This window comes from Streptococcus parasanguinis (assembly GCF_047465465.1).
Lineage (GTDB): Bacteria > Bacillota > Bacilli > Lactobacillales > Streptococcaceae > Streptococcus > Streptococcus parasanguinis_AI.
In genome coordinates this window covers 345,299-358,890 of record NZ_JASGZU010000001.1, presented here as the reverse complement: position 1 = coordinate 358,890, position 13,592 = coordinate 345,299, and the positions used below count along the sequence as shown (strand labels likewise).

Here is a 13,592-nt window from a genome sequence, read left to right as displayed (position 1 = left end):
AACTCCAAGTAATTTTAGTCAATTATATTAGATATATTTTATTAATTTCTTTATAGTAAATTCCTATTTCTCTAGCCAAAAGAACGCTTGGTTTAACATCTCTTTTGTTTGTCCAATGATACACGGTCCATGAGAAATAATAATATTCTTAGGTTCCCATTTCTTTATTTTATGATAACTCTTCAATGCTTGTTTTTTACCAAATAAAAAGGTCATTCTTAAATCTCTTGGTGTTTTACCATTTGGATAGTGATTATCACCTATTTTTAACAGTAGCTTTTCAAAAATCGATAAATTTTCTGTTTCTATGTTTTCAATAAGATCCGTTAAAATTAGAGTTGAACTTTCAGTATGGAAAAAAACAACCTCTTTCACGTAAAAACTTCCCTCAAATGTTGTAAAACAAATTTCCTCGTTCCAATTGGCTTTCTCTAGTTCATGACCATAATATAAATTCATTCCCGATTTTCTGGCACGCTTTTGAACACCACTAGCTAGCCATACTTCTGCTTCCGGAAATAGTTCGTGCCACTCATTTATATAACTATAATGTAAGACATTGGGTGCAATAAGGTGTTTTACCTCACCTAATTGCTTGATTTCAAAAAGTAAATTATCACTAGGCTTAATCGGCGAATGCACCCAAAGACCACCATTCTGCAGACGGATAACTGTCATTCTAGTTGAAAAAGGCACTTTGAAGAGTTTGAAATTCATCAGTACTTCTTCCCCATCTACAATCCAGAGGTTATCTGCTATCTTTTTTAATGAATTGAGCGGACTATATTTTTTGACTTCCATGAAACTCTGCTTTCTAAATTAATAAAGTATAATCAATCGTTATTCTCCAAAAATGGTACCACCAAATCAATCCATTCTTGAGGCAGGTAAGCTGATAAATAGCCATGATTATACCCCTTTGCTTCATACAGGATCGTATTTGGATGTAGCTGCTGAAATAATTTCGCCGATGCTTTCACACCGTTCAACTCTTTTTCACCATAGATATACAGAACCTGAGCCTTACTAGCAGAAATTGTGTCCTTCAGCTTGTATCGCCCCATATAGGTCTTGTAAATGGTCACCAATGTTTTGATAGGTGTCCTTGGCAGATCCTCTAAATAATATGCTTTTATTTCCTCTGGATAAGCCAGTTTAGGATAGAGTTTGTCCATCATGCTTAATTGAAGTTTGCAAGAGAATTTACTGAACATCAATTTACCAAATAGAGCTACTAGAAAGATGCTGATTTTAGCTAACCTTGGTTGTGGAATACAGAGGCTTCCATCTATGATGGCCTTCTCAGCTATCTCGCTGTCTAAGGACAAAAGTTCCATGGCAATTTGACCACCCAGTGAAACGCCACCGATCGCAAACAACTTTCCACCATAGTTTGCTTTGATATAGTTTAGGATCTCCAAAGCAGAATCTTCAGTAGAAACATAATCGAGTTGATACTCTTCACCATGGCCATTCAAAGTGGGTAGAATAACACGGTAGTCTTCTGACAAAATCCGTGCTTGACGAAGATAATTCCACCAAGAACTGCCACCGCCATGTATCAGTAAGATAGGAGGCAAATTCCTATCACCAAATTCATGGAATTTCATGTTTAATCTCCTTACTGTGGGATTTTCGCTAGGCACATTCTTGTTCAATCAGTTTGAACAAGCTGTGATACCGCCTCAACATGTCGTTATAGCAAACATCTATATTTTAGAACGAAAGTGACTGATTGTTGTTTAAAATTATACTATTAGAATGAAAATAATTTATAGTTACCATTTTTTAACTTTATAGTTGATAATTGTCACTTAATAAATTTACTTGCTAACTTGTATACTTGTTCTATCTCTTTACTATTAATATCCCAACCATCAAGTTCTTCTTTAATCAACTCTGGAAATTTTTTGCTAATATCCCTCAAAGAATTGCCAACTGATTTTCTAACATATTCACTGGAATCTTCTTTTAATGCTGCAATTCGTCTGACGGCTTCACTCGGATTATCCTTGAAATATGGTCTACTCGTCCATATTCTCAAACCTTCTGTAACAGCTCTTCTAACATTTGGATTACTGTTTTGTAACCATTCGTCAATAACCGGAATAGATTTTTCATAACCTGTTTGCTTACAAAATTCATCAAATGCTTTTGCTAATACTTCTTGAACTCTCCAATTGTCATCCTTTGAAACCTCATCCCTCATGAAGATCAAAATTTCTTCATACGATGACAAATGGCCAAAGAGAAATACACTGTACATTCTAACTTGATATACATTGGATTTAAAAGCTAAAAATGCTAATTCTTTGGTATACTCATTATTATTTGTTTGATAGTCAGCAAGAGCTCTTTTCTCTTCTTCTTTAAATCCATTTTCTATTAAAGAGAATTCTTTTTCTAAATTTAAAATATATTCTTTCATGTAACTTGCCCTGTCACTGAATTTTAATTATTTTTCTATTTTTGATTCAAGTTTATTTAAATAATCTTTGATCTCATTTACTAATCTTAATCTTGAAAACGAATCAATACCACCAGAAAGCATTCTTCCAAAGAAAACAGGAATTTTCCTATCCCCGAAAACTGTATTTGTATTTATATCACTATCACACAACCATTGAGAAACTTGTGAATTATTTATGTATACAAATTTAATATTTTTACCAGCTTTTAAAAGTGCCTTAATATGACACTCCAACATTTCGCTACAGTATCTCTGGTAAGATTCATCTTTTATTGGTGGCAGTTTTTTTGAACTTGTTTCATGATAGTAGAACATATCTCCAATATAGATTGTTACTTTACTATTTTGGTGATTTAAATACTCACATGTATCTCATCTAAAAAAACTTTGTCCTCAGAATGTTCTAATTCTTTACTTAAAATATCCCATGATTTATTACACCAATGCCATTTAGCATCATTATCAAAGATATCATTGATTAGTTCATATATAGGTTTATAGTATTTATTATAAACATATTTACTTTTAATAGACTTTTTTAAACTATATAGATATGTCCTGTTAGTTTTCTCATTGTTTGCATCATCTTTATCTCCTGCAGGATTTAGACCAATAACCAAAACACAATCTTTTTCAGATGTTGAGTTATCAAATTCAAAGCCTCTAACTCCAAGTCTTGGATCATCTTCATCTAAATCTAAACCAACTTTTGTTTTATCTATAAACTCATTATTTTCTAGACTAGTTGTCATAATTAAAACTCCTTTATTTACAATTGTCTTTATAAAACATAAGAAAAATAAAGTTACCAGTAGTACCTTTTCTCACTTAGATATTGTTCTTTTTGTTCTCTAGAATTTTCATGATTTCTGATTCCTAATAATTCGTCTGTTGAAGAAACTATTGGGTCGATCCAGTCAGCTTTGGATCTAATCCAATCAATTTCGTCCTTACTAAGTTTCCCTGCTATCTCCAGTTTATCAGCCATCAATCTTAAATCATTTGCTGTTTGAAAATCTTCTAGCATATTCAGAAGAGACATCGTCCGCTTCTTCTCTTCTTCGATTCTATTTTGTAATTTTCTTTTTCGCTCCTGCTCCTCTTCGTATTGTCTTGCTCTCTCTTCACGTTCAAGTCGTAAGTTCTTAACTTTATAATACTCTTGGTAAATTAAAACGATTATTTCTGGGATTGATTGTTCAAGTGTGAATTCTTTAGTATCTTTAATGTATTTGCCATCTATTATCTTAAATCGAAATTTTCCATTTGCTATATAGTCATACTTCTTTATTCTTGGTTTATAAGCATACCCCTTAAACTTTACGCTATCATTGTACTCTGCTAGCTCTTTAGCTTCTTCTTTCGTTAATTCATGACTTACTTTGTCTGTTGATTCTATAACTTCAAAACGAACAATATCCTTATCAATTTGAATATCCCAATTTGAAGTTACATTATCACCGATTCTTTCAATTACAGTAACTAGTGTATCTAAAAAGCGATATAAACGTGGAAGAGAATTTACTGAAATATTTTTTACAAATTTAGGTTCTTTTAAATCATTATATCTGTGTCTAGAATCAAAGTAAGGATAGGAAGCAGCTTTTTCCCTCTTATTCCACTCTGCGATTTTATCTCTTAGATTAGCTACAGATTTATGTAATCTCTTATTTGGAGACTGGTTTAGGTTTGAAACGGCTTCGATAATAAGCTCTATTTTATCGTCCTCTAAAAATGATAATGAACTTCTTATACTAGTTGTATCAAGTTTAACAGTATCTCCGTTTTTATGTTCCGTACTATCTTCTTTATGTTTAGCAGCTTTAATTCTACTATTCTTTAGACTTTTTCTATCAATATGAACCTCATTTATGTCATTTTGTGGTAATGGAACGATAAGTTCACTTAAGTCTTGTCCAGTATTCTTACGATACCAATAACTACCCTTTGGAATTGGGATTTCAAATTCTTTGCATTTCTTGAGTAAGTCTGAATAGCTTAAATCATATTTCAATGCAACTTGTTTCGCACTTATCTCCCAGATTTCTTCATAGAGTTCTTCTCTAGAAAAGGTCTTTATCATCTTCATTTGAAACACCTTTACCCTTATATTTTACATCACCGTTTTTATATTTACCAAGCGAAAACGCAAATTCAAAAATTTCTAATTCTTCACTTCTGCATTTTCGCTTAATATAAAAAGTAGATCTTGTTTTAAACCGTTAAATTCCTCTATAATTTTATCTAAACTAGTTTCAATATTTTCAACACGGATCTCGGATAGTTTACCATGATTGTATGAAATCATTCTTTCAGCAATAATATGATATGACCAACTCTCAGTGAAACGTCTATCTCTTTCTTCGTTATGAATAGCAAAACCAATTGGAAGAAGATTATTTCTAAGACCTATAGCAACTGCCTGTGAACTTATACCTAAATAATCACCAGCAATTTTTAATGTGATTTTATTTAATTTTCTAATATCTTCGTCGGTATATTTCGGCATGTTAGTACTCCTTTGTTATAATTCCAAATGCAATATCATCTATTTAAAATATCTTGATAGGATGCTATCTAGTTGCTTTCCTTAACTATAAAATTAATAAGTAGCACACAGTACTCTGAAAGCTAATTATCTATTCAATTAAAATTTATTGTCAATCAAAAACAATCTCTTCAAATTCATAATTACGATGTATTCTATGAAATCCCAAAAATATTTTTCGGTAAATTACTTTTTACTATAGTTCTTTTCTTTTTCTGTAAGGTGAAACACACCATTTAAAAGTAAATCCATTAGTTGGCTCCAGACTAGACGTAAATAGTTATTTATTATCTAAATCAAAACCAATCTGCCAAAATCCCATATCAAGAATTTTCATTTGAGGATATAGCATGTCAGCAACAATAAATTTTGGGGGGACTGAATCTAATTGTTCTATGTTGTTCTCATAAAAATTTATTAGTTCTAAAATAGATTTAATGTTATAGGTTCCAATGACAACCTTTTGTGATTTTAATCCAAAAACAAAATATCTATCAGAAGCTGGTACACAACCGAGTGTGGCCATTTCGATATATCTATGTGATTACAATTAATTTAAACTATCTAGAAAATCTTTTAAAATTTCAAAAACCTCATTCCGATTCAATAAAATATCATCATTTTGAGGAATAGTTGATATCACAGACTCAAGTTCTATCACAAAACGGTGCATATCTGCTTTCACCGTTTCACTAGAGGTTATATTTGACAGTTTTTCACTCCCTAGTAATAAAGCTGTTAATCGAGTAATATCGTTCAAATGTTTTTTAATAGCTTTACTTAAACCTTGAGTACCTGTGGCAGAGCGTTCTCTCATATCCAACCAAGCTTTAGCCTTGAAAATAATTAAACCACGATTACTCAACACCGAGTATCCCTGAATAGATTCTTTTTCATGCACTAATATATTATAATAATCCTTATCCAATAATAAGGCTGACAAACTAGCATCTTCATCAAAATGTAAGGGGATTTCTCTCCCCTCCTTCTTTAATGGGTATTCTGGTAAAATACTAAATAGTTCAATCATAGAAGGAAACTCAGGTTTATTTGTTGTAAATCGAAATAGCTGTGCCTTTTCATCCTTCTGACCTCCTTTATATTCTCCCAATTCTAAAAAGTGATTCAAGGTATCATAAAATTCCTTATTTTTTAATTCATCAATGATTACCATATCATAATCTTTTGTTGTACGACTTTTAAATCCTTGCGAATCCAGTATAATAGAGGTTGCAGTTCCACCAATCAAAACGTAATAGTCTTGAAAATTCGTAAACATTTCTTGAAAAATAGCTTTCGTATTAGCTGGCATTGTCTTCTCCTAGATACTGTAATATATTATTTTTTAGTGCTTCAACCTCTTCCTCCACACGTGGATCATCATCATCTTTTAAGGTCAAATAAAGAGAAATAGGATCAACAAACTGTCTATCTTGAGTTTCCTTAAAATCGTTCCAAAATTCAGATACAAAAGGACTATATCGCCATATCTCTAATACCTTGCCTTCTAAAATATGCTGAGAAAGTGGCAAGGATAATTTATTGAATTGTCTCTGTGATATGACATAGCTACTATTTTCATCTGATTCAGCTAAAAAAGTCAAATAGGATAAAGCATAAGTACCACCGTATAAAAGCCTAGAATCAGATTGTATCTTCTTTAGATCAAAATCTGACAACAAGAGCCGTTTTTTGATGGGATTAAATAAAAATGACTCAGATTTTAAGAATAATTCTTTTTTTGATGCAGTATATGTGTAAAGTTTATTTGGCTTGTTCAACCAATTTAAAGTTTTAAAAGTTCTCAAACACCTATAAATTGTTGAGTTTGGCAGTCCAGTTATCAGTGAAAGCAAATCAACATCTACTACTTTTTGACCTTTTGTCAATAAAAAGGCAATCCAAGTTAATTGTTCACTAGGTGTTAATTCCTTAAATACTTCAACATCATCATTAGCATTCAATGCTAATCCCAATGGAGGGAAGAAGAGATTCCCCTTGAAGTCTACAAAAGGAACTCTAGCTTGAAGGAGTTGTTTTTTTTCATTGTCTGATAGCTTTGAAAACACCAAAATAACATCCATGCTAGCTTTTCTACCCATAGTACGAGCTTGAGTAACAAATGAGTTTAAACTTCCTCTTCTCTTTTCTTTAATCAATAAAAATGACTCCTTATGAAACTTCATTTTGGCATATTGATATCTTTTTTCAAAACTGATTGGTAAAGTTAAAGCTATTTTTTCAACACTTACATTAATATAAAACGATTGAAAAATAGAAATTATCTTTTTAATATTCATTGCTTTCTCCTTTTTATCATTTTATATGTATTTTATCATTTTAAATGATAAAATGCAAGTTTTTTGATAATAAAAAGTGACTTACAAAAACTATAAGTCACCAAAATATTAGAAAATTTCAAGTAAAGACTCTCTGTTTCGTCGTATAAGTAAAATTCATGGCATTATCTGGTTGAGAAAACGGTCTGCCATCGACATTCATTTCCGATGCCAGAAATAAATCATTTGGCTAGTCCTCCTTGACAAAAGACACATGACCATACGGAACAAAGGTTCCATTACTGCCACCGAAAAAGGAGATAATAACTTCAGCCCTTGGACAGGTAGTTGCGTTCGTATGTGGAAACATATCCACATACTTTTTAACGATAGCATAAGGCTTTCGTTAAAAGGGATTGCCCCCGATAACCTTGGAGTTGTTATTGAGTTTATAATCGTATGATTTTATTAGCTATATCTTCTACAAACCTCTTATCGTGTTCCACAAATATGAGTGTAGGTTTTGCTTCTTTTATAACTTCCTCAATCTGTATTCTTGATATTACATCTATATAGTTTAATGGTTCGTCCCAAACAAATATATGAGCTGGCTTTGACAAACTTACAGCAATTAAAACTTTCTTTTTTTGTCCATCGCTATAGTTCTTTAAATCTATTTCAAATAATTCTCTTGCAAAATCTAATTTTCTAAGAATTGTTTTGCACAATGTTTCATCCACACCTTGCTTATGAATATACTCATTTAAGCTACCTGTTAAATTGGATGTATCTTGAGGAATATATGATACTTTTAAATTACTTGCTAATTTTACATCACCTGAATACTCATGATTTATACCTAATAAAATTTTAATCAAAGTTGATTTTCCGCTACCATTCCCCCCATATATAGCCACTATATCACCTTGCTTTATATCAAAACTTACATTACTTAATATCTGTCTTTCTCCATAGTATGATGATAAATTGCTAACCGATATTAGAGGATTTTTGTGATGATGTAATGGATGTAATAATAGACTTTCCTTCGTTTCAATATCTTTTAGTAAATTTTGTTTTTCTTCTATTGCCTTATTTTGTCTATTCTCCAAATTCTTGGATTTTTTCATCATCTTGGCTGACTGATGACCTATATGTCCCTTATCTGGTTTTACGCCTGATACTTTCACTCCGTTTTTAGTATTTTCAACTTTATCAGACCAAATTTGACTTTGTCTTGCAGCTTCTTTTAATCGTTTAATATCTTTTCTTAATTTCTCATTTTGACTAATCTCAAATTGGTCTTTCATCAATTTGTTTTCATACCACGACGTAAAATTTCCTGATTGAACATCAATAGAATTCCTGTTAATAGAAATAATATGATTGATACAACCATCCAAAAAATCTCTATCATGAGATATAAGCAAAAAACCTTTTTTACCTTTTAGATATTCGCTTACAATTTTTCTTCCGTCCATATCTAAATGATTTGTTGGTTCATCTATAAGCAAAAAACCATCTTCTCTTGTAAACAAAATAGCTAAAAGAATTTTTGTTTGTTCTCCTTTAGAAAGCGTTTCAAACTTTCTGTAGACAAGACTCTCATCTACATTTAGCAAATTAAGTTCTCTAAATAATTTCCATTCTTCCTCATCTGATATTAATTCTTTATATAACTCAATCCCTAATTTTGAAGTATCACTTATATTGGGTGGGAATTTAATAAAGTCAACATCCTTGCTTATTTTACCTTGATAAGTTTCTTGATTTAAAAGCACCTTAAAAAGAGTTGATTTACCAATTCCATTTCTTCCTATTAGCCCTGTTTTCCAGTTCGTATCAAATGAAAAGGATACATTTTCAAATACAGGTTTTACATAGCCATAATATGAGAAAGTGAGGTTTTCAATTTTAATGGCCGACATAAAAACACCCCCTCAAATTCAAATTCGATTATTTCTTTTTCTTTAGTTTTGGTGTGGGCAGCTCATCTGTTTCTACTTCGCTGATGCCTCAGCTCGTACAAGCAGTGACACCGCCTCAACATGGTGCGTTTGTGGACTCAAAAGGTTCAGTGAACCTTTTGAGGATTAACTGCGTTTCACTAACAAACTTACACACTCGACGTGTCCTGACGTTATCTTCCTATACTATGAAACGAAATGATGATTCAAAATATATCCGAATTAAACCATTAAACGTAACTATAATTATTAACCAATTATATTCTAGTCTTGCTTAATTACATGCACCCGCCCAGAGTAAGAATAATTTGTGTGTGTTTAAAGCCCTTATTTTTTTCACTACATTCCATAACAATGTAATAGTCGTCATCCTTCTCTGCTTTCACAACAATCCCCATAGAATAAGGTGTTTTCCAAAGAGGCTTAACACCATAATAACTTGCTACAAACTCATTAGTCGGATTCGGAACCTCAGTGCTAAAACCATTTTCAAACAGCCATGCATGCCAATTTTTGAATGCCGGTGGAAAGCCCATGGTAAAAATAGATTGCATAACTGCTATTGAGAAATCTATCTCTTCTTCTAGGTTTATTACATACTTTTCAGTAGGAACTAGTTTATATCCATCAACAGTTTGGGCTTGTGTCATTCCATCATTAAGTTTAAGTTTCTTCATGATAATTTCCTTTATATATCTTTTGATTTCGGCCTTGCATCAGCATATGGGCGATATTGATTTACAAACTGGTTAACTGTCAAAAACGAATTGCCAAGTTCATTTAAGCTAAGTACTAACATGTACTCCGCAACCTCCCCTGCATGATTAATGCAACGCATTGGGTCTAACTTTTTACGAAAAGTCTCAAATGTATCGCCAACAACTTCCCACTCATCATCTTCTTTATCATAATAACAATGAAGGTCTCGCCATAATTCTTTATCATTTTCTTCAAAAAATTCTTCATCAGCAGAAAAATGAGCCCATGGAAATAGCTTAGGAAAAACCTCTGTGTATGGAGTAAAAGGAAACCAATACGGATACAAATACTCTTTAGTTTCATTCCCATCATTGACAATTAACTTGGTCTCGCCTCTGCCACTTGATTTATTAACCCATTCATTTGAATATAGTTTTACTTTACCACCATTTTGAATAATTTCCATAAACTTTTTCTGAGATAGTAAAAAGTTATAATTCTGTACATGTTGGGGTAAATTTGAATAGGAAAGAAGACTATTTTGAGAAGACTCATTTAAAAAAACCTGATCCAACGGAACCTTAACAAAAAAGCCTTTTCCTTGTCCATCATTGGTTCGTTCAATGGTTTCAGTAGTTAATTTTTGCCAAATGCATGTATCATCCTCAGGGTTATATAAAACTACTATGCAAGGGAGAGAATTCATAGTCCAGTAATTATACTGTCTCTCATTTATACCTCTAAAAATAATACTATTACCACGTTTTTCTTTAAACCAGCTTGACCCTGACTTTATCTGTAATGCAATCAGTTGCTTGGGATTCATATTGTCAATAAATTCCATATGAGCATCTATACCAACATCATCTATTGGTTGTTCTCGGAACATCCATTTATTGCGTTCTGCAATCTCGGCACAGTGGTATATCCCAATTCGTTCAGTCGAATTTGCCATAAACACTTCCTTTTAATTAATTTATATTACCAATTTTTTGTATGTAGTATTTTAACTTAAAATACTATATAAAATATGCTTCAAATTCCATAAAATTAATGCGACGTAATAGTAATTTAGGTACCGAAATGATTGTCAGAATCTCATTTTCACGAGTAAAAAATTTTACTTTATATGTATCTTTATCCTCTTTGGAAAGCACTATTCCTACTAAGCCTTTTTGAAAGCCCTTATAGTTAGCAATCAGCTCGACATACATGTCAGCTACCTTTTTACCATAACTACTTTGATTAATCAAATCTAGTAACGAGGAGCTCTCTGGAATTTCTGATTGATGAAATTCAAACGCCCCAGTACCTATTGTTCTACCAAATCCTCCGTGAAATCCAGTCCCCATTAGGCACCTCCCTGCATATAAGCCAACGAAGTGTTACTTGGATAGTGAAGAATATTAATTCCTTGAAGACGATACCAAGCAAACACATCATCTAGTAAGGCACCATATACAAGAATTGTATGAGGACTAAGTTTATCAACAACATAATCAAGCCCGTTGATAAAATGCTTTCTATCATCTAAATCTCTCATCTGACCATGCGAACCGACAGAAATCACATTATCTTTTGATATACCCAGGCAAGCAATATCGTAAGTTCTCTCATCCCCCCAACGAATATTTGGAATGACTGGAATTCCCATTGATTGAAGCCAATTACCTATAGCACGACTTCTGTATATATTATTTACTTGCATGTTATACGGCATGTCTCTAAATAGACTAAAATCAGGAAGGATAACCCCTTCAAACTTAGAAAGTGTATCCAAATGAAGTTTTGGATTCTTCCAAATATTTTCAAATTTATAATCATCCTCATAAAAACATAGCCATGAAAATTTCTCCTTAGTTTGATGCCTTTTTGAAAATAGAACCATTTTTTCTGGCAAAATGCCATTATAAGGTCTAATAATCGGAATTTCTTCTTTTCCTGCGTAAGCAGCATCTTTCACTAGGAATGCATTAAAAACGTCTTTGCAACCTTTTCGATTACCTTGAATTTTTACCATAGAGTAAACCTTTCTATTGAAATATCCAGACGACTATGGTAAACTGATATTGTGTATGTCGGTTTACCCAGCCGCTCTATCCAAGCCTTGAGTCCCCACTCAAAGGCTTTTTCTTTTACCAACCTTCTTTTTCATATTGTCCAAGTTGAATACTAGCCATTGCTTGTGTAACTTTGCATTGTTCTACGATCTCTTCAACAGATAAATTTTTAACTAATCTTTTTGGAACTAATAATTCTCCTGCGAAGCAGTTGGCTTGCCACTCAGGGTCTTCGTAGGCTTTTCTACTTTTCATTTCTTCAACCGTACGACAAAAAACTATCTCTTCTTGACGATGTTTAAAAAAATGAAGAAGTTCGTGAGCAATTGTGGATCTGGAAAATCCATCATCTTCACAAGCTTTCTCATATATATCTTCACGAATACGAATTAAGTTTTCACCTTTGAGGGTTTCTCCATAGTTATTAGGCATATCCTCAATTGGAACAATCTCATAATCATAATATCCAGTTTCCGCCAATAATTCAAAAACCTCAACAATTGGATAGGCAAGTTCATTAGACAACTTTGTCTTATCACGGAAATAATCAGCATAGTTTCGAATTTCTAATCTAGAACATGGGGCTACTTTATAATTATAGGTCATTAACTTCCTCCGAATTCTTATTAAAAAATTTAGCAAGTTTTGATAAATCTTGAGTATCAAATCTTTCAAGACTTCTCGCAAAAGCAAATGCTGTATCTTTTTGTGCATCAGTTAACATTTCCAGATTGATTTCAATCAACTGTTGACTAGCTTGCTGAGAACGTCTCAATTCAGCTAACTGCTCTCCGTCCAACTTGTACTCCTTTACTAGTTTTTCTTCCCAAGTTTTTGGGATTTTCTTTTTACCATTCTCTACAGCTGATAAAAAGGCTGAGCTGACACCTAGCTTTTCTGCCATTGTTTTGAGGATTTGGCCTTGGTCTATTCTTAATTTTCTTAGAAATTTTCCATATTCTGTAATCATTTTATTTTCCTCCATTTTACCTCTTATAATATAATTATAAACCATTTTCTAATATTAATCAACCTTTTTGGTTAATTGTTTTAAATATTATGGTTAATTCAATTACTACACTAATCATAATAGATAATAAATCGTATTTCAAAAATAAAAAGGCCATAGCATGAGCACTTCCTCTCTTAGCTATGGCCTTATAAATTAACTTCTGTTACTTCTAAAAACATGACGGTGATACTGCCGTCTTCTCCTAGACTAATCTTCTCAAGTACCTTACACATCTTTCTTCCATCAAATGCTTCCTACTCGCTATCAAGGAGTTCCTTTAGTTGAGCCGCATGATACTTTTCCAGCCTTTGCTCTTCACTAAAGCTAGCCCACTTCTCTTCTAGCTTTCCCTTATTTTTACGAAGAACCTCTATGGCCCTAAGAAAAGCCTGCTGTAGGGGTTCCTCATCAATATGGAGATTGTTACACACCCACCAAAACTAAAAAGCCACTGTTTCCAGTGACTGCTTAGAAACCTTTCGCTTAAAGATTCCTAGTTTTTCACCAGCAGAGCTATACACTCAACACGTGGTGATAAGCAAACTTCTATATTATAG

Annotated in this window: 17 protein-coding genes and 1 pseudogene; all 18 read right to left on the bottom strand. The window is 32.5% G+C overall.

Annotated features, from left to right (window positions below; all coding sequences use genetic code 11):
- Positions 1-63 precede the first annotated feature (63 nt).
- On the bottom strand, positions 64-801 hold the full coding sequence (locus tag QM351_RS01810) for a DUF4336 domain-containing protein (RefSeq protein WP_003003604.1): 738 nt from the start codon (positions 799-801) through the stop codon (positions 64-66).
- Positions 802-833: 32 nt separating this feature from the next.
- Positions 834-1,610, bottom strand: coding sequence for an alpha/beta fold hydrolase (locus tag QM351_RS01805; RefSeq protein ID WP_414326305.1), 777 nt, complete (start codon positions 1,608-1,610; stop codon positions 834-836).
- A gap of 200 nt (positions 1,611-1,810) precedes the next feature.
- Positions 1,811-2,428, bottom strand: coding sequence for a DNA alkylation repair protein (locus QM351_RS01800; protein WP_368387418.1), 618 nt, complete (start codon positions 2,426-2,428; stop codon positions 1,811-1,813).
- A gap of 27 nt (positions 2,429-2,455) precedes the next feature.
- Positions 2,456-2,785, bottom strand: a complete 330-nt coding sequence (locus QM351_RS01795) for a hypothetical protein (RefSeq protein WP_414326302.1) — start codon at positions 2,783-2,785, stop codon at positions 2,456-2,458.
- 38 nt (positions 2,786-2,823) lie between these two features.
- Positions 2,824-3,222 carry a hypothetical protein gene (locus QM351_RS01790; protein WP_414326300.1) on the bottom strand — a complete coding sequence of 133 codons (399 nt, stop codon included), beginning with the start codon at positions 3,220-3,222 and terminating at the stop codon, positions 2,824-2,826.
- 53 nt (positions 3,223-3,275) lie between these two features.
- Entirely contained in the window at positions 3,276-4,559 is a 1,284-nt protein-coding gene (locus QM351_RS01785) for a cellulose synthase (protein WP_414326298.1), read from the bottom strand.
- A gap of 75 nt (positions 4,560-4,634) precedes the next feature.
- A complete protein-coding gene (locus QM351_RS01780; RefSeq protein ID WP_001127479.1) occupies positions 4,635-4,979 on the bottom strand; it encodes a hypothetical protein in 345 nt (114 codons plus the stop codon).
- A gap of 319 nt (positions 4,980-5,298) precedes the next feature.
- Complete coding sequence (locus QM351_RS01775) at positions 5,299-5,544, bottom strand: hypothetical protein (RefSeq protein WP_414326296.1); 246 nt, start codon at positions 5,542-5,544, stop codon at positions 5,299-5,301.
- A gap of 24 nt (positions 5,545-5,568) precedes the next feature.
- On the bottom strand, positions 5,569-5,835 hold the full coding sequence (locus tag QM351_RS01770; RefSeq protein ID WP_414326708.1) for a hypothetical protein: 267 nt from the start codon (positions 5,833-5,835) through the stop codon (positions 5,569-5,571).
- 30 nt (positions 5,836-5,865) lie between these two features.
- Positions 5,866-6,330, bottom strand: a pseudogene (locus tag QM351_RS01765) (hypothetical protein); the annotation flags it as partial.
- Positions 6,320-7,318, bottom strand: coding sequence for a hypothetical protein (locus tag QM351_RS01760; RefSeq protein WP_414326294.1), 999 nt, complete (start codon positions 7,316-7,318; stop codon positions 6,320-6,322). The gene QM351_RS01760 and the pseudogene QM351_RS01765, both read right to left, overlap by 11 nt.
- Positions 7,319-7,746: 428 nt before the next feature.
- Complete coding sequence (gene lsa(C), locus QM351_RS01755; RefSeq protein ID WP_414326292.1) at positions 7,747-9,225, bottom strand: ABC-F type ribosomal protection protein Lsa(C); 1,479 nt, start codon at positions 9,223-9,225, stop codon at positions 7,747-7,749.
- Positions 9,226-9,542: 317 nt separating this feature from the next.
- The gene (locus QM351_RS01750; RefSeq protein ID WP_195311490.1) at positions 9,543-9,941 is read right to left on the bottom strand and encodes a hypothetical protein; all 399 of its coding nucleotides are present in this window, start codon (positions 9,939-9,941) and stop codon (positions 9,543-9,545) included.
- Positions 9,942-9,952: 11 nt separating this feature from the next.
- Complete coding sequence (locus QM351_RS01745; RefSeq protein WP_195311489.1) at positions 9,953-10,918, bottom strand: DUF4365 domain-containing protein; 966 nt, start codon at positions 10,916-10,918, stop codon at positions 9,953-9,955.
- Between the two features lie 64 nt (positions 10,919-10,982).
- The gene (locus QM351_RS01740; protein ID WP_195311488.1) at positions 10,983-11,315 is read right to left on the bottom strand and encodes a hypothetical protein; all 333 of its coding nucleotides are present in this window, start codon (positions 11,313-11,315) and stop codon (positions 10,983-10,985) included.
- A complete protein-coding gene (locus QM351_RS01735; RefSeq protein WP_195311487.1) occupies positions 11,315-11,983 on the bottom strand; it encodes a DUF4417 domain-containing protein in 669 nt (222 codons plus the stop codon). Before QM351_RS01735 ends, QM351_RS01740 begins: the two co-directional genes overlap by 1 nt.
- 115 nt (positions 11,984-12,098) lie before the next feature.
- Positions 12,099-12,629: an ImmA/IrrE family metallo-endopeptidase gene (locus QM351_RS01730; protein WP_195311486.1), complete on the bottom strand. Its 531-nt coding sequence runs from the start codon at positions 12,627-12,629 to the stop codon at positions 12,099-12,101.
- Positions 12,619-12,993 carry a helix-turn-helix domain-containing protein gene (locus QM351_RS01725; protein ID WP_195311485.1) on the bottom strand — a complete coding sequence of 125 codons (375 nt, stop codon included), beginning with the start codon at positions 12,991-12,993 and terminating at the stop codon, positions 12,619-12,621. The genes QM351_RS01730 and QM351_RS01725 overlap by 11 nt, the downstream gene beginning before the upstream one ends.
- Between the last annotated feature and the right edge of the window lie 599 nt (positions 12,994-13,592).